Raw genomic sequence first — 21,178 nt, forward strand, 5'->3', positions numbered from 1 at the left:
CTTCCCGACCCGCGTTTTCGGCCCGCCGATCCGTATCACTCGCGGGAGGTGTGCGTTCGTGCGGATGCGTGGAGTGCACGGAAGGGCCGGTTGCGGCCACGGAGAGGGGGCCCGCATGCGGGCGGACGAGCTGCTGGTGCTCGTCGCGGGCGGTGACCAGCGGGCGTTCGAGGACCTGTACACCCTGGTGTCCGGGCCGGTGTACGGGCTCGTGCGACGGGTGGTGCGCGACCCCGCCCAGTCCGAGGAGGTCGCCCAGGAGGTGCTGCTGGAGATGTGGCGTTCGGCCGCCCGGTACGACCCCGGCCGGGGCAGCGCGCTGTCCTGGATCCTGACCCTCGCCCACCGCCGGGCCGTCGACCGGGTGCGCAGCGCCCGCGCGGCCGGCGAACGCGAGCAGCGGGAGGCCCTGCGGGCCGGGGAGCCCGCCTTCGACCAGGTCGCCGAGGAGGTCGAGGCCGGCATGGAGCGCGAGTGGGTGCGCCGCTGTCTGCGCCGGCTCACGGACCTGCAGCGCCAGTCCGTGACCCTCGCCTACTACGACGGCTACACCTACCGTGAGGTGGCCGAGCGGCTCGCGCTGCCGCTCGGCACGGTCAAGACGCGGATGCGCGACGGGCTCACGCGGCTCCGCGAGTGCCTGGGAGGCGCCGCATGAGCATCCTCGGCCGGCTGCTGCGCCGGGAGGACCCGCACTCCCTCGCCGCGCCCTACGCGCTCGACGCCCTCGAGCCGGGCGAGCGGCGCAGGTTCGCGAAACACCTGCAGGGCTGCGACCGTTGTGCCGCGGAGGTGCGGGACCTCGCCGAGGACGCCGTACGACTGGCGTGGTCCACGGCGGCCCCCGCGCCCGCCGCCCTGCGCGAGCGGGTGCTCGCCGCCGTACGCACCACCCCGCAGGAGCGGTCCGCCCCGGCCCGGGAGCGCACGCCGCAACTGCCTCCGCACGTCTGGGGCACGCAGCCCCCTCCGGGACGCACCCGTACGCCCCGCACGCGCTCCCTGTTCGTGCCGTTCGCCACGGCCACCGCGGCGGCGGCCCTCGTCGTCGCCTCCCTCTTCGCCGTGCAGGCGCACCGCACCCAGGACCGGCTGACCGCGGAGCGGTCCCGGGCACGTGAGATCGCCCACGTTCTGGCCGCGCCCGACGCCCGGGCGACGACCAGCAAGGACGCTCGGGGCCGCGGTATCGGAGTGATCGCTTCCGCATCGGAGCGGGAGGCCGTCGTCACCCTCAGCGGATACGGCACCCCGCCCGGCGGCCGCGTCCACCAGCTCTGGCTCGTGCGCCCCGGCGCGGGGCCGCGCTCCCTCGGGCTCCTCGCGGGCGACACGCCCCTCGTCGCCAAGGGCCTCGCCACGTCGTCGTCGTCACTCGCCGTAACCATCGAGCCTGGCGGCGGCTCAGCCCAGCCGACCAGCCAGCCCGTTGTCCAACTCTCCCTGAATTCGGTCGGATTCGGAGAGTAGTCAGTGAGGGATGGTCAACCGCCTTACAGGGAAGGTGAATCCTGTGGCCGAGATACACGCGTGCCCCCCTGGGGCGATAGGGTTACCCTGCCCGGGCCGGGTGGACTCGTACGGGTGGGGAGTGACATGGAACAGATAACAGTGCGCAGCAGGGCGAGGGTCCCTGCGATCACCTGCGGGAGCAGCGCGACCAGTTCGCGCCTCGACCGCCATCTGTCGGTACTGGCGGGTCCCGCCATACCGCAGCGGGAGACGGTCGAGGCGACCTCGCTGATGCTCGAACTGACGGCGCGTGACAGGGCACACCAGCGCAGTGACCGGGGCAAGCGGGTCAGCCGCGTCTCCCTGTTCGCGCCGCTGCGCAGGCTGCGTCGCTCGCTGTTCGGCGGACACTGAGCGGCTGCTGAGCCGCCCCCGAAGTCCGCTCGCAGGGGTGTCGGCGCTCAGGCCGCCACACCGTCCCGGCGCATCGCTGCGATCTCGTCGTCCGTCATCCCCACGGCATGCAGCAGCGCCTCGGTGTGCTGCCCGAGCGCGGGCACATCACCCATCCGCGCCTCGTCCCCGCCCGGCAGCGTGATGGGAGGCAGGAGCGCCTTCAACGGCCCGACCGGCGACCCCACCTCACGCCACCGCTCCCGGGCCGCCAGCTGCGGATGCCCGGCCAGTTCGTGCAGGTCCCGCAACCGGGCACACGCGATGCCCGCCTTCTCCAGCCGGGCCAGCGCCTCCTCGGCGTCCAGCGCGCCGAGTGCGCGCGCCACCAGCTCGTCCGTCTTCCTCCGGTGCGCGACCCGTGCCGCGTTCGTCGCGTAGGCCGGATCCCTCCCGAGTTCCGGCCGTCCTATGACCTGTTCGGCCAGGCGCCGCCACTCACGGTCGTTCTGCACGGACAGCAGCACCCGTCCGCCGTCCGCCGTCGGATAGGCGTCGTAGGGCGCGATGACGGCGTGCGCGAGGCCGGTACGCGCCGGGGGCTCACCCCCGTGCATCGCATGGTGCAGCGGATGCCCCAGCCACTCCGCGAGCGCCTCCAGCATCGACACCTCCACCGGACCGCCGCGCCCGGTCGTCCCGCGCCGCACAAGAGCCGCGAGGACACCCGAGAACGCGTACATGGCCGCCGCGATGTCCGCCGCCGGCACCCCCGCCTTCACCGGCTGCTCCGGCGTCCCGGTCACCGACACGAGCCCCGCCTCGCACTGCACGAGCATGTCGTACGCCCGCTTGTCCGCGTACGGCCCGAAGGACCCGTACCCGGAGATGTCCACGGCGATCAGCCGGGGATGCGCCGCGCACAGCGTGGCCGCGTCCAGACCGAGCCGGGCCGCGGCGCCGTGGGCGAGGTTCTGCACGAACACGTCGGCGTCCGCGATCAGCCGCCGTACGACGTCCAGGCCGCGGGGGTCCTTCAGGTCCAGAGCCAGCGACTCCTTGCCGCGGTTGCACCACACGAAGTGCGAGGCCAGACCGCGGGCCGCGGCGTCGTAGCCGCGTGCGAAGTCGCCGCCGTCGACCCGTTCCACCTTGATGACCCGGGCACCCAGGTCGGCGAGCTGCCGGGTCGCGAAAGGCGCTGACACGGCCTGTTCGACGGCGACGACGGTGATGCCCGCGAGGGGCAGGGGCTGCTGATCCGTGGGCTGTTCCATGACCGGATCATGGCCCGCGACCGGCGTGTTTGTCAGCAGCCCGGCCGTGCTGCCGCAGCGTTCCCCGTGTGCGTACCGGCGTACGGCGAGGGGCAGGAACACCGCGGTCAGGGCGAGGCTCCAGGCGAGCGACCCGGCTACCGGGTGGGCCACCGGCCAGGCGGAGTCCGCTGGGACGGGCGCGTTGCCGAAGAGGTCCCGCAGCGGGGTCGTCACCGCGCTGACCGGGTTCCACTCGGCGAGCGTGCGCAGCCGGCCCGGCAGGCGTTGGACAGCGGGGGCAGGACGAAGGAGGAGGCGCCGAGCTGCCCGGCCGCGTCCTCGCTGCGGGTGAGCAGCCCGAGGAAGATCCCGGCACACGTGCATGCGAACCGGAAGAGCGGCAGCAGCCCCACAGCGCCGGCCGCGTCGATCGCCGACCCCCTGATCCGCCACCCCACGGCGAGCCCGGCCAGCAGCAGCGGCACGGTACCGGGGGCCGTGACGACGAGGTCGGCGACCGCCTGCCCCAGCGGTACGGCGGCCCGGCTCACCGGCAGCGTGCGGAACCGGTCCCTCACGCCTCGGTGGGTGTCCGCGGCGGCCTGGAACATGCCGGTCACCAGGCCGCGGGCCGCGGTCGCCACCAGCAGCCCCGGCACCAGGAAGGACCGGTACTCACGGCCGGGCCGGGATCAGGCTCCGGAGGCCTGGGAGGCCGCCCTGGAGCGCCGCTAGATCAGCGCGAACTGGCCCTCCGGGCCCTCCTCGTGGTGGTCCAGGACCGAGGCCGGACGGCGGGCCTGGCCGGGGACCGGGAGAACGCCGGCCTCGCTCAGATCGCCCGCCGTGATCGCGGAGGTCGCCTTCAAGCCGGCCCGCTGCGGCCGCAGCTCCGCCAGCAGGGCCAGGACCGTGATCAGTTCCAGGAGCTCCGACGTCCAGGCCTGCGGCCAGGTCGCCGGGCGGATCGCGCTGAGGGTGCCCGGCGCGGCCGGGGTGGTGCGGGACGTGAACCAGGACTCCAGGACCCTGACTCCGGCCACCTCGTAGTCCCAGGCCTGCCGCGGGACGGGGGAGATGCGGCCCTCGTCCAGGTGGAGGGTCTCCTCGTCCCCGTCGTAGTGCAGGGTCAGCGGCCGGGCCGGCAGCGGTGCGCGGACGTAGGGGCGGCGGCCCCCCGGCAGCTTGGGGCGTGCGCCGTCCCGGCGCATCAGCCACAGCATGCGGCGGCCCAACTCGACGCCCGTACGCCACAGTCGGGTGTCGTCGGTGAGCGGCACGGTGAGGTCCGGGCGGATCGTCGCCAGGATCCAGGCCAGCACGTCCGGCGCCGTGGGGCGGTCGGACAGGCGGGCGGAGAGGTGGTCCAGGAGGCCGGGGGCCAGGTTCGGTTCGGTGCCGCCGGGGCGGCGGTGCAGGGGGCGGACGCGGCCGGGGCGCAGCGTGGGCAGGAGCGAGGTGGCCAGCAGCGGGGTCTCCGCGTCGCCGGTCTCCACCGTGAAGACCTGGTGCGCGTCCGCCACCCGCCACAGCTCCGGGCGGGCGGTGTCGATCAGCCGCTGGTCCGGGATCAGCCACTGCTCGTCGAAGGGCGCCGCCAGGACGCGGGCCGGCTCCGCGCAGGGGCCCGTGGCGCGGGCCAGCCGCTCGGTGCCGGTGGACCGGCCGGGCAGTTGGCCCACCGCCGAGTCGAGGGTGCGGGAGCGGGTCGGCTCGAACAGGGCCTGCCGCACGGGGCCCTCGGCCTTGAGCAGGGCGTCCCAGCGGGCCCGCAGCGAGCCGGCGTCGGGTGCCGTCGGCCAGGCGCGGCCCGGCCGCAGCGGTGCGACGGACCACGGCATGAGGTCCGCCAGCAGCGGAGCGTCGTCGTGCGTCACGCAGGGCATGCTACGACAGCGGGCCGAGCCCCCGAAGGGGCCCGCGGCCGCCCCGCGGCACGGAGCGGCACCCCGGCGCGCTCACGCCTCCAGCGTGACGGTGAACGAGAACCGATCCCCCCGGTACTGGATCACCGCCACGTCCAGCACCCGCCCGCCGCTGTCGTACGTCACGCCCGTGTAGTGCAGGATCGGGCTGAGCAGCGGCACCTGGAGGAGCCGGGCGGTCTCCGGGTCGGCGAGCCGGGCCTGCACGGTGTCCGTGATCCGGCTGATGTCCGCCTTCACGACGTCCCGCAGCACCTTGGTCATCGGCCAGCGGATCAGGTCGTCCAGGTCGATGCGCGCGGCGAGGTCGGGGCGGATGTGGTTGACGGCGTGGTTGGTCGGCTCGCCGGTCTTCTCGTCGCAGCGGAGGCGGTGGTAGGCCGCCACCTCCGGGAGGTCGGGGAAGTACTCGGCGAGATGGACCGGCACGGGCACCGGGCCGTGGTCCAGCAGTTCCGTGGTCATCCCGGACTGCTGGGCCACGATGGCGTCCACCGAGCCGAGCAGGCGGACCGGTGCCCCCCGCCGGGCGTCCGGCTCGATGAACGTGCCGCGCCGCCGGTGCCGGCTGATCAGCCCCTCGTCCTCCAGCTCCTTCAGCGCCTGCCGCATGGTCAGCACGCTCACGCCGTAGTGCTCCGCCAGCTGCTCCTCCGTGGGCAGCCGCAGCGGGTCCTCGGGGGAGCGGCCGAGTATCGAGGCGCGCAGCGACTGCGACACCTGGTACCACAGCGGCAGCTTGCGGTTCAGGACGATCGAATCCGGAGCGAAGGAGGTCACGCGGCTATCCGTACCTGTCGATGAACGTGCGGCGCAACAGCGGCGGCGTCACCCGCGGAAATGGCGCTCCAGCCCCTGCCACACCTCGTCGTAGCGCCGCTGGAGGTGGTCGGCGGCGGCCGCGTGCGGGGCGAGCGTCACCGGCCAGCGGGTCTCGAACATGAACGCCAGCCCGTCGTCGATCTTCTGCGGCTTCAGCTCGGCCGCGCTCGCCCTGTCGAACGTCTCCCGGTCCGGGCCGTGCGCCGACATCATGTTGTGCAGCGAGCCGCCGCCCGGCACGAAGCCCTCCGCCTTGGCGTCGTAGGCCCCCTCGATCAGGCCCATGTACTCGCTCATCACGTTCCGGTGGAAGTACGGCGGCCGGAAGGTGTCCTCGCCCACCAGCCAGCGCGGCGCGAAGACGACGAAGTCGACGCCGGCCAGGCCGGGGGTGTCCGAGGGTGAGGTCAGCACCGTGAAGATGGAGGGGTCGGGGTGGTCGTAGGAGATGGTGCCGATCACATTGAAACGGCGAAGGTCATAGACGTACGGCACATAGTTGCCGTGCCAGGCGACCACATCGAGCGGGGAGTGGTCGTAGGTGGCCGTCCAGAGGTTGCCGCAGAACTTGTTCACGACCTCCACCGGGCCGGTCACGTCCTCGTACGCGGCGACCGGCGCCCGGAAATCCCGGCTGTTGGCGAGGCCGTTGGCGCCGATCGGGCCGAGGTCGGGCAGCCGGAAGGGCGCCCCGTAGTTCTCGCACACATAACCGCGGGCGGACTCGTCCAGCAGCTCCACACGAAAGCGCACCCCACGCGGGATCAGCGCCACATGTGCGGGCTCCACGGCCAGCCGGCCGAACTCGGTGTGCAGCAGCAGCCCGCCGCGCTCCGGCACGATCAGCAGCTCGCCGTCGGCGTCGGAGAAGACGCGCTCCATCGAGGTGTTGGCGTGGTACAGGTGCACGGCCATCCCGGCGCGCTGGGTCGCGTCCCCGTTGCCGCCGAGCGTCCAGAGGCCGGCCAGGAAGTCGGTGCCCGCCCCGGGCTCGGGCAGCGGGTTCCATCGCAGCCGGTTGGGGTCGGGCACGGCCTCGGTGAAGGGGGCCGTGCGGATCGCGCCGTTGTCGGTGCGGGTGAACGCCGGGTGCGCGGCCGACGGGCGGATGCGGTACAGCCAGGAGCGGCGGTTGTGCGCCCGCGGCTCGGTGAACGCCGTACCGCTCAGCTGCTCCGCGTACAGCCCGAGCGGTGCCCGCTGGGGCGAGTTGCGGCCCTCGGGCAGGGCGCCCGGCACCGCCTCCGAGGCGTGCTCGTTGCCGAACCCGGTCAGATACGACAGTCCCGCGGCGGTCTTCCGCGCGTCCCCGCTCATGATCGCTCCCTTGCGCTTCCCGATTCCTATGGAACACCGTAGGAATGAGTGGGGGTGGGCGCAAGAGGGCGCCGGGTACGACCTCGGAGGGACGTCGCGGGACGGGCGGAACCCGACTTCAGACGGATTCGGCGGACCGGAGCGTTGCTCTACTCTCGCGGACATGCCAAGTACGTCATGGACCCGCAGGACGCTCGCCGCGCTCACGGCGTGCGTCCTGCTGCCGCTCGGCGCGGCGGGCTGTACGACCGGTCACGCCCAAGCCGGCACCGTCACGACCTCCCCCGTCGGCCAGATCCTGGACGACACCGACGACACGGGCCGGCATCTGCGCGAGGTCGACCCGAAGAGCGCGCCGGAGGTCGGTGTCGAGGTGACCCCGCACTCCGGCGGCGGCTGGGACGTCCGGCTGGCCTTCCACCGCTTCCGCTGCTCCGCGTCCGGCGCCGGGCCGGCGGCGGTCACCGGGCGCGGGCTCGCGTACCTCTTCGTCGACGGCCACCGGGTCACCCGGCTGCGCTCCCCCCGGTACCAGCTGGCCGGCCGGCTCGTCCCGCACGGCACCCACCACGTCACCGCGCGCCTGTACGCCGACGACGGCACCGTGTGGGCCGTACACGGCAAGCCGGTGCAGAGCACCGCCGACATAACGGTCTCGGACGTGGAGACGGCGACGGCCCAGCCGTCGGCCCCGCCCGCCGGAAAATGAGTGCACCGGCCACCCGCGTCCGTACGGGAGGGCGAGGTTCACCGGACCGCGGCGGAGAGGCATCATGAAGCCCGTGCCCCATGCGACAACGCTCCGCCGCGCGCCCGTCCAGCGGCGCAGCGCCGAACGGCTGACCAGGATCCTCGACGCCTGCGCCGAACTCCTCGACGAGGTCGGCTACGACGACCTGAGCACCCGCGCGGTCGCCCTGCGCGCCGGGGTGCCCATCGGTTCGGTCTACCGCTTCTTCGGCAACAAACGGCAGATGGCCGACGCCCTCGCCCAGCGCAACCTGGAGTGGTACACCGAGCGCGTCACCGAGCGGCTGAAGAAGGCGCAGCAGGGCGACTGGCGGGCCGCGATGGACGCGGTCCTCGACGAGTACCTGGCCATGAAACGCACCGCGCCCGGGTTCTCGCTGGTCGACTTCGGCAACCAGATACCGGTCGGCGCCCGCCGGTGCGAGCCCAACACCCGCGTCGCCGACCGGCTCACCAAGCTGCTCTCCGGCTATCTGGACCGTACCCCCGACGAGGCGCTGGGCCGGGTCTTCCTGGTCGCCGTGGAGAGCGCGGACGCCCTCGTCCAGCTGGCCTTCCGCGCCGACCCGGAAGGGGACGAGGCGATCATCGCGGAGACACGGGAACTGCTGCGGGCGTATCTGGCGCGCGTGCTGGACTGACCTTCGGCAGTCGTCGTCCCCCCTTCACACGAGACACCTCCCCTTCGTGCGTACCGGTCGGTATGCTCGCCCCGAGCCGTTCGCGCACGCCCGGCACCGCCGCCGACCCCCGGGAGGACCCGTGTCCCGCACCGCCCTGCGCATATGCCCCCTGTGCGAGGCCACCTGCGGCCTGACCCTCACCATCGAGGGCACCCGTGTCACCGGCGCCCGCGGTGACCGCGAGGACGTCTTCAGCAAGGGCTTCATCTGCCCCAAGGGCGCCTCCTTCGGGGCCGTCGACTCCGACCCCGACCGGCTGCGCACCCCGCTCGTCCGCCGGGACGGCGAGCTGCGCGAGGCCACCTGGGCGGAGGCCTTCGACGCGGTCGCCGCCGGCCTGCGCCCGGTCGTGGAGGAGCACGGCTCCGACTCCGTCGGCGTGGTCCTCGGCAACCCCAACGTGCACACCGTGGCCGGCGCCCTCTACCCGCCGGTCCTGCTCGCCGGACTGCGCACCCGCAGCCTGTTCACCGCCTCCACGGTCGACCAGATGCCCAAGCACGTCTCCAGCGGCCTGCTCTTCGGTGACGCGAACGCCATCCCGGTGCCGGACCTGGACCACACCAGCCATCTGCTCCTCATCGGCGCCAACCCCCTGGAGTCCAACGGCAGTCTGTGCACCGCCCCCGACTTCCCCGGCAGGCTCAGGGCGCTCAAGGCCCGCGGCGGACACCTGACCGTGGTGGACCCGCGACGCACCCGCACTGCCAAGCTCGCGGACCGGCACCTGGCGATCCGCCCCGGCACCGACGCCCTGCTGCTCGCGGCGATGGTCCACACCCTCTTCGCGGAGGACCTGGCCGACCTCGCCCACCTCGCCCCGCACGTCCAGGACCTCGACGAACTTCGCGTGGCCATGGGGGAGTTCACCCCGGAAGCCGTCGCCGAGGCCTGTGACCTGGACGCCGACGTCATCCGCACCCTCGCCCGCGAACTCGCCGCCGCCCCCACCGCCGCCGTCTACGCCCGCATCGGCAGCTGCACCGTCGCGCACGGCACCCTGGCCAGCTGGCTGGTGGACGTCCTCAACATCCTCACCGGCAACCTGGACCGGCCCGGCGGCGCCCTCTTCCCGCAGGCCGCCACCGACCGGACACCCCGCCCGGCGGGGCCCGGCCGCGGCTTCGCGCTGGGCCGCTGGCACTCCCGGGTACGGCGACTCGCGGAGGCCAAGGGCGAGTTGCCGCTCTCCGCGCTCGCCGAGGAGATCGACACCGCCACCGGAGAGGGCGAACCGATCCGCGCGCTGATCGTCGTGGCCGCCAACCCGGTGCTGTCCGCGCCCGACGGCAACCGCCTCGACAAGGCCCTGGGCTCCCTGGACTTCATGGTCAGCGTCGACCCGTACCTCAACGAGACCTCGCGCCACGCCGATGTCGTCCTGCCGCCGCCCCCGCCCTCCCAGAGCCCGCACCACGACTTCGCCTTCAACACCCTCGCCGTGCGCAACCAGGTCCGCTACACCCGCCCCGCCGTCCCGCTGGAGCCGGGCCGCATGGCCGAGAGCGAGATCCTCGCCCGGCTGGTCCTCGCGGCCACCGGCATGCACGGCGCCGACCCGGCCGCCGTCGACGCCCTGGTGATCGACCAGACCCTCGGCAAGGCCGTGACCGAGCCGCACTCCCCGGTGCACGGCCGCGACCCGCGCGAACTCGCCGGGCAGCTCACCGGCGAGAGCGGGCCCGAGCGGCGGCTGGACATGATGCTGCGCCTCGGCCCGTACGGGGACGGCTTCGGCGCCCGCCCCGAGGGCCTGAGCCTGGCCCGGCTGCTCGCCCACCCGCACGGCATCGACCTCGGCCCGCTGCGCCCGCGCCTGCCCCAGCCGCTGAAGACCCGCAGCGGCAAGGTCGAGCTGCTGCCCGCGCCGATCGCCGCCGACCTTCCCCGGCTGGGTGAGGCCCTGCGCGAACGCCCCGCGGAGCTCGTCCTCGTCGGCCGCCGCCACCTGCGCTCCAACAACAGCTGGATGCACAACGTGCCCGCGCTGACCGGCGGCTCCAACCGCTGCACCCTGCACATCCACCCCGTGGACGCGGCCCGGCTCGGGGTCCGGGACGGGGCGGACGTACGCGTCAAGGGAGCCGGGGGAGAGGTGGTGGCGCCCGCCGAGGTCACCGACGCCGTGCGGCCCGGCGTGGTGAGTCTGCCGCACGGCTGGGGCCACGACCGCCCCGGAACCCGTCTCGGTCACGCGAGCACCGCCCCCGGCGTCAACGTCAACCAGCTCCTCGACGGCAGCCTGCTCGACCCGCTCTCGGGCAACGCGGTCCTCAACGGCGTTCCCGTCCAGCTCGCCGCAAGTCTGTGACCTGGACTTTCGTGCTCATTGCTCACACGTCGTCATCTTCTTGACGCCAGCCGACGCGACCTAGGGTGTGGCGCTGCGGTCGCCGGGGGCGGCGCGGGAGCGGCCGAGGCGCTCGGTGTTGCGCCGCACGAGCGATATCTGACGACGCGCCGGGCGTTTTTGCCCGGACGGGCGGTGCGTATGACGGAGAGTCCAGACGAAAGAGCGATTTGTATGAAAATCGTCTGAACTCGCGGAGGATTGCGCATGCCCAGCCTGACACTCCCACGTGCCGTCGGCTCCCGCGCGGGCGCCGCCGTCGTCCTCACCGCCCTCGCCGTGGCGGGCGCGTCATGGGTCTCGGCGCCGAACGCGGCCGCCCAAGGCGAAAACGGCGACATCAGGGTGCACCGCGAGGGCGTGCCCTACGGTGTCTCGAAGGACGACCCGGCGGTCTGCAGGTTCTACCTCGACGCCGTCAACTTCGACATCCTGCCCAACATCGCCTACATCATCCAGGCGCAGCCCCCGTTGCCCACCGCCGCCACGATCACCGGCATCATCCAGCTCGCCGGCGGCGCCGGGCACACCGACCCGATCAGCCTGACGGACGGGCAGTACAAGCTCACCTGGGTCGCGGCGGGCGCCCCCAAGGAGAAGCTCTTCCGCGTCAACTGCCACGACGGCCGGCAGGACGGGGCGCACGGTCCGAACGGCCAGATCGAGGACCACGACCGCCAGGACCAGGACCACGACCGTCAGGACCAGGACCACGACCGTCAGGACCAGGACGGTCCGGGCTGGGGCCAGGGTGACCACGACCCGCCGAAGGGCGGCGTGCACGCGGGCGGAGGCGGTCTCATCGACACGGCCGCGGGATACTCGCCGCTGGCCGCCGCGGCGGCCGTGGGCCTGGTCGCGGTCAGCGGTGTCGCGTACATCCGGCTGATCCGCCGGCGGCCCCATGGTGCCGCGTAGGCGCAGACGCAGGCCCTGGCACCGGACCCGCGCCTACCGCCTCATCAGGACGGCCCTGCTGGTGACCGTCCTGGTGATGGTGGGGAACCGGTGGTGGGGCGGGCACGCCGGGCCTGGCCGGGCGGACGACCCTGACGCGGTGGCGGCCGCCGGCGGGGGCTCGAGCGGGGAGGAGTCCTGCAAGCCTCCTTCCGGCCCGTCGCCCCGACCGCTGCCCCGGTCCCGGCCGACGTCCTTCCGTATCCCCTCCCTGGGTGTCGACGCCCCGATCACGGCCCTCCGGCTCGACGGCGACCGGCAGTTGGAGACCCCGCCCGTGGACAGGCCCACGCTGGTCGGCTGGTACCAGGCCGGACCCACACCCGGCGAGTCCGGCACCGCGATCGCGGTCGGCCACCGGGACACCCTGACCGGTCCGGCCGTTTTCGCCGCGCTCGCCCAGGTCAAACCCTGCAAGCTCATCGAGGTCGGGCGCGCCGACGGCCGCACCGCCGTCTACACCGTGGACCGGATGAAGGTCTTCGACAAGGCGGGCTTCCCGGACAAGGAGGTCTACGGCCCGGTCGGGCGGCCGGAACTGCGCGTGCTGACCTGCGGCGGCCTCTACAGCCGGCGGACCGGCTACACCAGCAACGTCGTGGTCTTCGCCCATCTGACCGCCACCAAGTGACACCACGGACCACCCGGCCCGGTGCACGAGCGCCGGCCGCCCCGGCGATGATGTCCTGGTACGTCTGGCGCCGAAAAACTATCGCCGCTAGTTTGTGTGCCGGACGACGCGGACCCGCCGGGAGGAAGCAGCATGAAGGCACACGACGGCCTGTACATCGACGGCGCCTGGCGCCCCGCCGAAAGCACGGAAATCATCGAGGTCGTGAACCCGGCCGACGAGCAGCTCGTCGCCCGGGTCCCGGCGGGCGGTGCCCTCGACATCGACACCGCCGTCCGCGCCGCCCGCGCCGCCCTCCCCGGCTGGGCGGCCACGCCCCCGGCCGAGCGCGCCGCACGTCTGACCGCCCTCCGGGACGTCCTCGTGGCCCGCAAGGACGAGATCGCCGAGACGGTCACCGAAGAGCTGGGCTCCCCGCCGCAGTTCTCCCAGGCCGTGCACGCGGCGGTGCCGATCGCCGTCGCCGGGTCCTATGCCGAGCTGGCCGCCGCCCACCCCTTCGAGGAGAAGGTCGGCAACTCCACCGTCCTGCACGAGCCGGTCGGCGTGGTCGGCGCGATCACCCCCTGGAACTACCCCCTCCACCAGATCGTCGCCAAGGTAGCCCCGGCGCTCGCCGCGGGCTGCACGGTCGTCCTCAAGCCCGCCGAGGACACCCCGCTCACCGCCCAGCTGTTCGCCGAGGCGGTGCACGAGGCGGGCGTGCCGGCCGGCGTGTTCAACCTGGTCACCGGCCTCGGCCCGGTCGCCGGCCAGGCCCTCGCCGAGCACCCGGGCGTGGACCTGGTCTCCTTCACCGGCTCCACCGCGGTCGGCAGGCAGATCGGCGCGGTGGCGGGCGCGGCCGTCAAGAAGGTCGCCCTCGAACTCGGCGGCAAGTCCGCCAACGTCATCCTGCCGAGCGCCGATCTCGCCAAGGCGGTGAACGTCGGCGTCGCCAACGTGATGGCCAACTCCGGCCAGACGTGCAGCGCCTGGACCCGCATGCTGGTCCACCGCGACCAGTACGACGAGGCCGTCGAGCTGGCCGCGACGGCCGCCGCCAGGTACGGCGACCGGATCGGCCCCGTGGTCAGCGCCAAGCAGCGGACGCGGGTGCGCGGCTACATCGAGAAGGGCGTCGCCGAGGGCGCCCGGCTGGTGGCCGGCGGCCCCGAATCCCCGCGCGAGAAGGGCTACTTCGTCAGCCCGACGGTCTTCGCCGACGTGACGCCCGAGATGACCATCGCCCAGGAGGAGATCTTCGGCCCGGTCCTCACCATCCTCCGCTACGAGGACGAGGAGGACGCCCTGCGCATCGCCAACGGCACGGTCTACGGCCTCGCGGGCGCCGTCTGGGCCGGCGACGAGGCGGAGGCGGTGGCCTTCGCCCGCCGTATGGACACCGGACAGGTCGACGTCAACGGCGGCCGGTTCAACCCCCTCGCCCCCTTCGGCGGCTACAAGCAGTCCGGGGTCGGCAGGGAACTCGGCACGCACGGACTCGCCGAGTACCTCCAGACCAAGTCCCTCCAGTTCTAAGGAAGTACGCGAGTCATGGCCGTACGAGCCGCCGTCCTGCCCGCCATCGGCGCTCCGCTGGAGATCACCGGCATAGAGCTGCCCGACCCCGGCCCCGGACAGGTCCGGGTCCGCCTCGCCGCCGCCGGCGTCTGCCATTCCGACCTGTCCCTGTCCAACGGCACCATGCGGGTGCCGGTCCCGGCGGTCCTCGGCCACGAGGGCGCCGGCACGGTCCTGGCCGTCGGCGAGGGCGTCACCCACGTCGGCGAGGGCGACCCCGTCGTCCTCAACTGGGCCCCCTCCTGCGGGCGCTGCCACGCCTGCGCGCTCGGCGAGGTCTGGCTGTGCGCGAACGCCCTCAACGGCGCCGCCGAGGTCTACGCCCGCACCACCGACGGCACCGAGCTGCACCCCGGCCTGAACGTGGCCGCCTTCGCCGAGGAGACCGTCGTCTCCGCCTCCTGCGTGCTGCCCCTGCCGAAGGGGGTGCCTCTGGTGGACGCCGCCCTCCTCGGCTGTGCCGTCCTCACCGGCTACGGCGCCGTCCACCACTCGGCGAAGGTCCGCGGGGGCGAGACGGTCGCCGTCTTCGGCGCGGGCGGCGTGGGCCTCGCCACCCTCCAGTCGGCCCGCATCGCGGGCGCGTCCCGGATCATCGCGGTCGACGTCTCGCCGGAGAAGGAGGAGCTCGCCCGCGCGGCCGGCGCCACGGACTACGTCCTGGCCTCCGAGAACACCCCCCGCGAGATCCGCGCCCTCACCGGCAAGCAGGGCGTCGACGTCTCCGTGGAGTGCGTGGGCCGCGCGGTCAGCATCCGCGCCGCCTGGGACTCCACCCGCCGGGGCGGCCGTACGACGGTCGTCGGGATCGGCGGGAAGGACCAGGAGGTCACCTTCAACGCCCTGGAGATCTTCCACTGGGGCCGCACCCTGTCCGGCTGCGTCTACGGCAACACCGACCCGGCCCGCGACCTGCCGGTGCTCGCCGAGCACGTGCGGGAGGGCCGCCTGGACCTCTCCGCGCTCGTCACCGAGCGGATCGCCCTGGAGGGCATCCCGGCCGCCTTCGAGAACATGCTCGCGGGCAAGGGCGGCCGGGCGCTGGTGGTGTTCTGACCCCGGTCGTCCGGGTGCCGGTGATCCTCCGGTTCCCGGCGCCTCAGGTGACCTTCTCGGGTCGCGGCTGCTCGCCGGCCGCGACCCGGACCGTCCGGCCCCCGCGCGCCCGGGACCGCGAGACCGCCACGCCCGCGAGACACAGCACACCGCCGGCCAGCGTGAGCACGCCCGGCACCTCGCCGAGCACCACCCACGACATCAGCACCACCAGCGCGGGCACGGCGTACGTCGTCGCGCCCATCCGGCTCGCGGTGCTGCGGGCGAGCGCGTAGGCCCAGGTCGTGAAGGCGAGCGCGGTCGGGAAGACGCCCAGGTAGACCATGTTCAGGGTCGCGGACACGGGCGCGTGGGCGACCTCGTGCACCAACTGCCCGGCGAACGGCAGACAGCACACGGCGCCGACCAGGCACCCGAACATCGTCACCTGCAGGGCACTCGCGTGCCCCAGGGCCGGCTTCTGCGCGACGACGCCGGCGGCGTAGGTCACCGCGGCGAGCAGGCACAGCACCACACCGAGCACGGAGGAACCGCCCCCGCCCGACATCGACAGGCCCACGGTCACCGCGCCGGCGAACGACACGGCCATCCCGGCCAGCAGCCGCGGCGGCATCGGGTCGCCGAGCAGGCGGGCGCCGAGCAGGGCGATCAGCAGGGGGCCTATGTTCACGACGAGGGCCGCGGTGCCGGCGTCCACCTGCTGCTCGCCCCAGTTCAGGACGACCATGTAGAACCCGAACCACAGCACCCCGGACAGCAGGATCCCGCGCCAGGCGGCCCTGGGAGGCAGTCCTTCCCGGCGTACGGCCCAGATGACCGCCAGGGCGAGGGTGCCCGACGCCAGCCGGCCGAGGGCCAGCGCACCGGGGGAGTACTCCTGGCCCGCGCTCCGGATCGCCACGAAGGCCGACGCCCACAGGACGACGCTGACGACGGCTGCGCCGGCGGGCAGCAGACGGTGACGGGGGGCGGCGTTCATCATGCTCCCGAGGCTAGGTGGAAGAGCCGGCTGACGGCTGGCGGATATCGGACAGGGCGCTGGTGCCGCTGCGGGCCGTGCGGCGATGCGTTTGACCGCGCTCGTGGGGCGCCGCCCGCGCCCACCCGGGGCGCCCCGGCGGCACGACTGCCCGCAGGCCGCGGCGGTGGCGGAGTGCCCCTGAGGGGCGCGGGGAACCGCGCGACCGGACCGGACCCGCACGCGGCGCACGGCACGACCCCCCACCTCCATGGCCGAACCTCACCGCAGCGCCCCCGGCGGGATACCCAGCAGCGCCGACAACTCCCGCTCCCCCGACGGAGTCACCCGCACGGCCCGCGCCGAGCCGATCCGCGCGCACCACCCCGCATCCAGCGCGTGCCCGCACAGCGCGGCCCCCGCCGCCCCCGCGAGATGCGGACGCCGCTCGGTCCAGTCGAGGCACGCGCGGGCCAGCGGACGCCGGCCGGACAGGTCGAGCGCGATGCCCGCCGCGGCGAACCACTCCACCCCCGCCTCGGTGAGCGCGAACCCCGTGTCCTGCCGCAACAGCCCGCGCAGGGTCAGCGCGTCCGTGACCGCCATCCCGAGCCGCCCGGCGAGATGGTCGTAACAGGTACGGCCGCGCGCCATCGCGGACCCGGCGCTCGACTCCCGCAGCGAACGCGGCCGTACGGCCGCCGGAGGCACCTGCGCGGCCAGCTCCTCCACCAGCTCCGCCACGCGCGCGTCGGCCAGCCGTACATACCGATGCCGGCCCTGCCGTTCCTCCGCGAGCAGGCCGCCGGCCACCAGCTTGCCCAGATGCTCACTGAGCGTCGACGCGGCGACCCCGGCGTGCCGGGCGAGCTCACCGGCGGTCCAGGCCCGTCCGTCGAGCAGCGCCAGCAGACACGCGGCCCGGGTCTCGTCGGCGAGCAGCGCCGCCAGCGAGGCGAGCCCGGTCGCCCGGGGATCCCTGGTGGTCATGCGGCCAGCATGCGGCACCGACGCTTCGGTGCCCACCGAATTGTTCTCACACGCTCTGCCGCGCCTGTTCGTACTGCTGCGTCAGCCCGTCCAGCAGCGCCGCCAGACCGGTCTCGAAGGCCCGCTCGTCGATCTTCTCCTGCTGCTCGGCGAGCAGATGGGCCTGGCCCAGATGGGGATAGTCGGCCGGGTCGTACGCGCTCGCGTCGTCCACGAAGCCCCCGGCGAACGAACCGAGCGCGGAGCCCATGATGAAGTACCGCATCAGCGCCCCGATGGAGGTCGCCTGGGCCGGCGGCCAGCCCGCGCCGACCATCGCGCCGTACACCGCGTCCGCCAGCCGCAGCGCGGCGGGGCGGCGGCCCGGCCCGCGCGCGAGGACCGGGACGATGTTCGGGTGGTCGCGCAGGGCGGCCCGGTAGGAGACGGCCCAGTCGCGCAGCGCGGTGCGCCAGTCGCGGCCGTCCTCGAACATCGACAGGTCCACCAGACCGCTCACCGAATCGGCGACCGCCTCCAGGATCTCGTCCTTGGTGCGGAAGTGGTTGTAGAGCGAGGGCCCGCTCACCCCCAGCTCGGCGGCGAGCCGGCGGGTGGATACGGCCGCCAGTCCCTCCCGGTCCACGAGTTCCCGGGCCGTCTCGACGATCCGGTCGGTGCTGAGGAGAGGCTTGCGCGGTCGGGCCATGGCGCACATAGTAGGGCTGCGAACAGAAACTAGCAGTGCTAATTTAAATGTACGGCTTTCAAGGTCCTCCGGGTCCCCGCCGTATCCGTCGTCTTCTGTGGGGTGATCGCGTGGTGAACCTGGAACTGAGTGAGGAACAGGCCGCCGTACGGCAGCTCGCCCGGGACTTCGTGGAGCGCGAGATAGCCCCGCACGTGGTCGCCTGGGACCGGGCCGAGGAGGTCGACCGGGGCATCGTGAAGAAGCTCGGCGAGGTCGGCTTCCTCGGTCTGACCGTCGACGAGGAGTACGGCGGTTCCGGCGGCGACCACCTCGCGTACTGCCTGGTCACCGAGGAGCTGGGCCGCGGGGACTCGTCGGTCCGCGGAATCGTGTCCGTCTCCCTCGGGCTCGTGGCCAAGACGATCGCCGCCTGGGGGACCGAGGAGCACAAGCGGCGCTGGCTGCCGGGGCTGACCGCGGGCGAGTACGTCGGCTGCTTCGGCCTGACCGAGCCCGGCACCGGATCCGACGCCGGCAACCTCACCACCCGTGCCGTGCGCGACGGCGACGACTACGTCATCAACGGCACCAAGATGTTCATCACGAACGGCACATGGGCGGACGTCGTCCTGCTCTTCGCACGCTCCACCGACGCCCCCGGGCACAAGGGCGTGTCCGCCTTCCTCGTGCCCACCGACACCCCCGGCCTGACCCGCCGCCCCCTCCACGGCAAACTCGGCCTGCGCGGCCAGGCCACCGCCGAACTCGTCCTGGAGGACGTGCGGGTGCCCGCATCGGCGATGGTCGGGGAGCCGGGCAAGGGTTTCTCGGTGGCCATGTCCGCGCTGGCCAAGGGGCGGATGTCGGTGGCCGCGGGCTGTGTCGGCATCGCCCAGGCCGCCCTGGACGCGGCCGTGCGGTACGCCGGTGAGCGCGAGCAGTTCGGCAAGCCGATCGCCCGTCACCAGCTGGTGCAGGAGCTGATCAGCGACATCGCCGTCGACGTGGACGCCGCCCGGCTGCTCACCTGGCGGGTCGCCGACCTGATCGACCGCGGCCTGCCGTTCGCCGTGGAGTCCTCCAAGGCCAAGCTGTTCGCCTCCGAGGCCGCCGTCCGCGCCGCCAACAACGCCCTGCAGGTCTTCGGGGGCTACGGCTACATCGACGAGTACCCGGCCGGCAAACTCCTGCGCGACGCCCGCGTGATGACCCTGTACGAGGGCACCAGCCAGATCCAGAAACTGCTCATCGGCCGTTCGCTGACCGGGGTTTCGGCGTTCTGAGCGCGCTCGGGCTGAGTACGCGTCTGAGTACGTCGGCGGATGTGGCGTGTGCCACATCCGCCGATGCTGTCTGTCATGAGCGACACACCGGTCAAGCAGCAGAGCACGGCCGCCTTCTACGGGCAGGCCGTCGCCTCCTTCTCGATCGCCATGGCGGCCACCGCCATCGGCATCTTCCGGCTGGACGCCGACGCCTGGGTGCGGGCCTTCCTCGCCATCGCCGTCCTGTACCTGGTCACCTCCGCCTTCACCCTCGCCAAGGTCATCCGCGACCGCCAGGAGGCCGGGCGCATCGTCAGCCGCGTCGACCAGGCGCGCCTGGAGAAGCTGCTGGCCGAACACGACCCCTTCGAGAAGCTCTGACCGGCCGCACTAAGCGCCCGCTCACCGTCGGCGGTATGGTGGTGCTCCTGTCACCGAGAGGGGCGAGCAAGCGATGAGTACGGCGGAGGAGACGACCGGCGGCGAAGTGGAGCCGTGGGACGAGGTCACCCCGGACGCGGCCCGGCGACTGCTGATCGCCGCCGTGGAGGCCTTCGCCGAGCGCGGCTACCACGCGACGACGACCCGCGACATCGCGGGCCGCGCCGGCATGAGCCCGGCCGCGCTCTACATCCACTACAAGACCAAGGAAGAGCTGCTCCACCGGATCAGCCGGATCGGCCACGACAAGGCCCTCGACATCCTGCGCACGGCTGCGCGGCGGGAGGGCACCGCGGCCGAGCGGCTGGCCGACGCGGTCAGTTCCTTCGTCCGCTGGCACGCCGGCCGGCGCACCACCGCGCGGGTCGTGCAGTACGAACTCGACGCGCTCGGTCCCGAGGCGCGCGCCGAGATCGTCGCGCTGCGCCGCCAGGTCGACGCCGAGGTGCGCGGGATCGTCGAGGACGGCGTGGCCTCGGGTGAGTTCGACGTGCTGGACGTCCACGGCACCACGCTCGCCGTGCTGTCGCTGTGCATCGACGTGGCCCGCTGGTTCACCGTCGACGGCCCGCGCACCCCGGAGGAGGTCGGCGCGCTCTACGCCGACCTGGTCCTGCGGATGGTGGGCGCGAAGTAGCCGCCCGCCCGGCTACAGGTAGTACCGGGCGACCGACTCCGCGACGCACACCGGCTTGTCGCCGCCCTCGCGCTCCACGGTGAAGGCGACCGTCACCTGGACGCCACCGGTGACGTCCTCGACGCCGGTGATCGTCGCGGTGGCGCGCAGCCGGGAGCCCACGGGGACCGGGGCGGGGAAGCGGACCTTGTTGGTGCCGTAGTTCACGCCCATCTTCACGCCCTCGACCCGGATCAGCTGCGGGCCGAAGAGCGGGAGCAGCGAGAGGGTCAGGTAGCCGTGCGCGATGGTGGTCTTGAACGGCCCCGCGGCGGCCTTCTCCGGGTCCACGTGGATCCACTGGTGGTCGCCGGTGGCCTCGGCGAACAGGTCGATGCGCTTCTGGTCGACCTCCAGCCACTCGGTGTGGCCCAGCTGCTCGCCCACGGCGGCCCGCAGCTCGTCGGGGGAGGTGAAGGTCCTCGGTTCTGCCATGTTCCCGGCCTCTCGCTCGCATGTCTAAGCAACTGCTTAGCATGGTCGGGTGCGGGGCGCCTGTCAACGGACCGCGACCGGTTGCGGGCCGCTAGGCTCTGAGGAGTGCCGCAGATTCCCGAGAAGATCCACGAGCTGACCGTCGGCCAGTTGTCCGCGCGCAGCGGCGCCGCCGTCTCCGCGCTGCACTTCTACGAGGCCAAGGGCCTGATCAGCAGCCGCCGCACCTCCGGCAACCAGCGCCGCTACACGCGTGACACCCTGCGCCGGGTCGCCTTCGTCCGCGCGGCGCAGCGGGTCGGGATCCCGCTGGCCACGATCCGGGACGCCCTGGCGGAGCTGCCCGAGGAACGGACGCCGAACCGGGAGGACTGGGCGCGGCTGTCGGAGAAGTGGCGCGCGGAGCTCGACGAACGCATCCAGCAGCTGAACCGTTTGCGCGATCATCTGACCGACTGCATCGGCTGCGGGTGCCTGTCCCTGGAGAACTGCGTCCTGTCCAACCCGGACGACGTGTTCGGCGAGCGGCTGACGGGGTCGAGGCTGCTGGCCGAGGGCCGCTGACATCCGGCTGCGGGGAAGGGG

General features: G+C 73.2%; 22 protein-coding genes and 1 pseudogene. 14 read left to right on the forward strand and 9 right to left on the reverse strand.

Going from position 1 to position 21,178, the window contains the following annotated elements; genetic code table 11:
* The first annotated feature begins 115 nt into the window (after positions 1-115).
* From IE244_RS15900 to IE244_RS15910, 3 genes are all read left to right on the forward strand, one after another.
* Positions 116-658 (forward strand): sigma-70 family RNA polymerase sigma factor, encoded by a 543-nt coding sequence (locus IE244_RS15900; protein ID WP_191874184.1) that lies wholly within the window; start codon positions 116-118, stop codon positions 656-658.
* Positions 655-1,470 carry an anti-sigma factor gene (locus tag IE244_RS15905; protein WP_191874185.1) on the forward strand — a complete coding sequence of 272 codons (816 nt, stop codon included), beginning with the start codon at positions 655-657 and terminating at the stop codon, positions 1,468-1,470. The genes IE244_RS15900 and IE244_RS15905 overlap by 4 nt, the downstream gene beginning before the upstream one ends.
* A 126-nt stretch (positions 1,471-1,596) precedes the next feature.
* Complete coding sequence (locus tag IE244_RS15910) at positions 1,597-1,866, forward strand: hypothetical protein (RefSeq protein WP_031162291.1); 270 nt, start codon at positions 1,597-1,599, stop codon at positions 1,864-1,866.
* A 47-nt stretch (positions 1,867-1,913) separates the two neighbouring features.
* Here the strand turns inward: IE244_RS15910 and IE244_RS15915 are convergent, their stop codons facing one another.
* The 5 genes and pseudogenes from IE244_RS15915 to hmgA form a co-directional block, all read right to left on the reverse strand.
* On the reverse strand, positions 1,914-3,122 hold the full coding sequence (locus IE244_RS15915; protein WP_191874399.1) for a CaiB/BaiF CoA transferase family protein: 1,209 nt from the start codon (positions 3,120-3,122) through the stop codon (positions 1,914-1,916).
* Between the two features lie 57 nt (positions 3,123-3,179).
* A pseudogene (locus IE244_RS15920) lies at positions 3,180-3,790 on the reverse strand (ABC transporter permease); the annotation flags it as partial.
* 45 nt (positions 3,791-3,835) lie between these two features.
* Positions 3,836-4,990 (reverse strand): type ISP restriction/modification enzyme, encoded by a 1,155-nt coding sequence (locus IE244_RS15925; protein WP_191874186.1) that lies wholly within the window; start codon positions 4,988-4,990, stop codon positions 3,836-3,838.
* 72 nt (positions 4,991-5,062) lie between these two features.
* Positions 5,063-5,809 carry a GntR family transcriptional regulator gene (locus tag IE244_RS15930; protein WP_191874187.1) on the reverse strand — a complete coding sequence of 249 codons (747 nt, stop codon included), beginning with the start codon at positions 5,807-5,809 and terminating at the stop codon, positions 5,063-5,065.
* A 48-nt stretch (positions 5,810-5,857) separates the two neighbouring features.
* A complete protein-coding gene (gene hmgA, locus IE244_RS15935; protein ID WP_191874188.1) occupies positions 5,858-7,168 on the reverse strand; it encodes a homogentisate 1,2-dioxygenase in 1,311 nt (436 codons plus the stop codon).
* A gap of 163 nt (positions 7,169-7,331) precedes the next feature.
* Between hmgA and IE244_RS15940 the strand changes: the two genes are divergently transcribed.
* The 7 genes from IE244_RS15940 (at position 7,332) to IE244_RS15970 (ending at position 15,158) form a co-directional block, all read left to right on the forward strand.
* Entirely contained in the window at positions 7,332-7,877 is a 546-nt protein-coding gene (locus IE244_RS15940; RefSeq protein WP_191874189.1) for a hypothetical protein, read from the forward strand.
* Positions 7,878-7,941: 64 nt separating this feature from the next.
* A complete protein-coding gene (locus tag IE244_RS15945) occupies positions 7,942-8,559 on the forward strand; it encodes a TetR/AcrR family transcriptional regulator (RefSeq protein WP_191874190.1) in 618 nt (205 codons plus the stop codon).
* Between the two features lie 121 nt (positions 8,560-8,680).
* Positions 8,681-10,912, forward strand: a complete 2,232-nt coding sequence (locus IE244_RS15950) for a molybdopterin oxidoreductase family protein (protein WP_191874191.1) — start codon at positions 8,681-8,683, stop codon at positions 10,910-10,912.
* Between the two features lie 246 nt (positions 10,913-11,158).
* Complete coding sequence (locus tag IE244_RS15955) at positions 11,159-11,869, forward strand: hypothetical protein (protein WP_191874192.1); 711 nt, start codon at positions 11,159-11,161, stop codon at positions 11,867-11,869.
* A complete protein-coding gene (locus tag IE244_RS15960) occupies positions 11,856-12,539 on the forward strand; it encodes a class F sortase (RefSeq protein ID WP_191874193.1) in 684 nt (227 codons plus the stop codon). The genes IE244_RS15955 and IE244_RS15960 overlap by 14 nt, the downstream gene beginning before the upstream one ends.
* A gap of 132 nt (positions 12,540-12,671) precedes the next feature.
* Positions 12,672-14,060, forward strand: coding sequence for an aldehyde dehydrogenase family protein (locus IE244_RS15965; protein WP_191874194.1), 1,389 nt, complete (start codon positions 12,672-12,674; stop codon positions 14,058-14,060).
* 15 nt (positions 14,061-14,075) lie between these two features.
* Entirely contained in the window at positions 14,076-15,158 is a 1,083-nt protein-coding gene (locus tag IE244_RS15970; protein ID WP_191874195.1) for a Zn-dependent alcohol dehydrogenase, read from the forward strand.
* 43 nt (positions 15,159-15,201) lie between these two features.
* Here the strand turns inward: IE244_RS15970 and IE244_RS15975 are convergent, their stop codons facing one another.
* The 3 genes from IE244_RS15975 to IE244_RS15985 form a co-directional block, all read right to left on the reverse strand.
* On the reverse strand, positions 15,202-16,140 hold the full coding sequence (locus IE244_RS15975) for a DMT family transporter (protein WP_373305748.1): 939 nt from the start codon (positions 16,138-16,140) through the stop codon (positions 15,202-15,204).
* Positions 16,141-16,398: 258 nt separating this feature from the next.
* On the reverse strand, positions 16,399-17,106 hold the full coding sequence (locus IE244_RS15980; RefSeq protein WP_191874196.1) for an ArsR/SmtB family transcription factor: 708 nt from the start codon (positions 17,104-17,106) through the stop codon (positions 16,399-16,401).
* Between the two features lie 46 nt (positions 17,107-17,152).
* Positions 17,153-17,794 (reverse strand): TetR/AcrR family transcriptional regulator, encoded by a 642-nt coding sequence (locus IE244_RS15985; RefSeq protein WP_191874197.1) that lies wholly within the window; start codon positions 17,792-17,794, stop codon positions 17,153-17,155.
* Between the two features lie 113 nt (positions 17,795-17,907).
* Here IE244_RS15985 and IE244_RS15990 point away from each other — a divergent pair, with 113 nt between their 5' ends.
* From IE244_RS15990 to IE244_RS16000, 3 genes are all read left to right on the forward strand, one after another.
* Positions 17,908-19,059 (forward strand): acyl-CoA dehydrogenase family protein, encoded by a 1,152-nt coding sequence (locus IE244_RS15990; RefSeq protein ID WP_191874401.1) that lies wholly within the window; start codon positions 17,908-17,910, stop codon positions 19,057-19,059.
* A gap of 75 nt (positions 19,060-19,134) precedes the next feature.
* Positions 19,135-19,422: a YiaA/YiaB family inner membrane protein gene (locus tag IE244_RS15995; RefSeq protein WP_031162254.1), complete on the forward strand. Its 288-nt coding sequence runs from the start codon at positions 19,135-19,137 to the stop codon at positions 19,420-19,422.
* Between the two features lie 73 nt (positions 19,423-19,495).
* Entirely contained in the window at positions 19,496-20,119 is a 624-nt protein-coding gene (locus tag IE244_RS16000; RefSeq protein ID WP_031162252.1) for a TetR/AcrR family transcriptional regulator, read from the forward strand.
* A gap of 12 nt (positions 20,120-20,131) precedes the next feature.
* Here the strand turns inward: IE244_RS16000 and IE244_RS16005 are convergent, their stop codons facing one another.
* Positions 20,132-20,593, reverse strand: a complete 462-nt coding sequence (locus IE244_RS16005) for a MaoC family dehydratase (protein WP_031162250.1) — start codon at positions 20,591-20,593, stop codon at positions 20,132-20,134.
* A gap of 105 nt (positions 20,594-20,698) precedes the next feature.
* On the opposite strand from IE244_RS16005, the gene soxR reads away from it, so the two are divergent.
* A complete protein-coding gene (soxR, locus tag IE244_RS16010; protein WP_191874198.1) occupies positions 20,699-21,157 on the forward strand; it encodes a redox-sensitive transcriptional activator SoxR in 459 nt (152 codons plus the stop codon).
* The last annotated feature ends 21 nt before the right edge of the window (positions 21,158-21,178 follow it).

The organism is Streptomyces filipinensis (assembly GCF_014649495.1).
GTDB lineage: Bacteria > Actinomycetota > Actinomycetes > Streptomycetales > Streptomycetaceae > Streptomyces > Streptomyces filipinensis.

Excerpts from the sequence above, each read along its gene's own strand:
- IE244_RS15900 (WP_191874184.1), top strand. The coding sequence starts at position 116 with ATGCGGGCGGACGAGCTGCTGGTGCTCGTCGCGGGCGGTGACCAGCGG.
- IE244_RS15905 (WP_191874185.1), top strand. The coding sequence starts at position 655 with ATGAGCATCCTCGGCCGGCTGCTGCGCCGGGAGGACCCGCACTCCCTC.
- IE244_RS15910 (WP_031162291.1), top strand. The coding sequence starts at position 1,597 with ATGGAACAGATAACAGTGCGCAGCAGGGCGAGGGTCCCTGCGATCACC.
- IE244_RS15915 (WP_191874399.1), bottom strand. The coding sequence starts at position 3,122 with ATGGAACAGCCCACGGATCAGCAGCCCCTGCCCCTCGCGGGCATCACC.
- IE244_RS15925 (WP_191874186.1), bottom strand. The coding sequence starts at position 4,990 with ATGCCCTGCGTGACGCACGACGACGCTCCGCTGCTGGCGGACCTCATG.
- hmgA (WP_191874188.1), bottom strand. The coding sequence starts at position 7,168 with ATGAGCGGGGACGCGCGGAAGACCGCCGCGGGACTGTCGTATCTGACC.
- IE244_RS15940 (WP_191874189.1), top strand. The coding sequence starts at position 7,332 with ATGCCAAGTACGTCATGGACCCGCAGGACGCTCGCCGCGCTCACGGCG.
- IE244_RS15945 (WP_191874190.1), top strand. The coding sequence starts at position 7,942 with ATGAAGCCCGTGCCCCATGCGACAACGCTCCGCCGCGCGCCCGTCCAG.
- IE244_RS15955 (WP_191874192.1), top strand. The coding sequence starts at position 11,159 with ATGCCCAGCCTGACACTCCCACGTGCCGTCGGCTCCCGCGCGGGCGCC.
- IE244_RS15960 (WP_191874193.1), top strand. The coding sequence starts at position 11,856 with ATGGTGCCGCGTAGGCGCAGACGCAGGCCCTGGCACCGGACCCGCGCC.
- IE244_RS15965 (WP_191874194.1), top strand. The coding sequence starts at position 12,672 with ATGAAGGCACACGACGGCCTGTACATCGACGGCGCCTGGCGCCCCGCC.
- IE244_RS15970 (WP_191874195.1), top strand. The coding sequence starts at position 14,076 with ATGGCCGTACGAGCCGCCGTCCTGCCCGCCATCGGCGCTCCGCTGGAG.
- IE244_RS15975 (WP_373305748.1), bottom strand. The coding sequence starts at position 16,140 with ATGATGAACGCCGCCCCCCGTCACCGTCTGCTGCCCGCCGGCGCAGCC.
- IE244_RS15980 (WP_191874196.1), bottom strand. The coding sequence starts at position 17,106 with ATGACCACCAGGGATCCCCGGGCGACCGGGCTCGCCTCGCTGGCGGCG.
- IE244_RS15985 (WP_191874197.1), bottom strand. The coding sequence starts at position 17,794 with ATGGCCCGACCGCGCAAGCCTCTCCTCAGCACCGACCGGATCGTCGAG.
- IE244_RS15995 (WP_031162254.1), top strand. The coding sequence starts at position 19,135 with ATGAGCGACACACCGGTCAAGCAGCAGAGCACGGCCGCCTTCTACGGG.
- IE244_RS16000 (WP_031162252.1), top strand. The coding sequence starts at position 19,496 with ATGAGTACGGCGGAGGAGACGACCGGCGGCGAAGTGGAGCCGTGGGAC.
- IE244_RS16005 (WP_031162250.1), bottom strand. The coding sequence starts at position 20,593 with ATGGCAGAACCGAGGACCTTCACCTCCCCCGACGAGCTGCGGGCCGCC.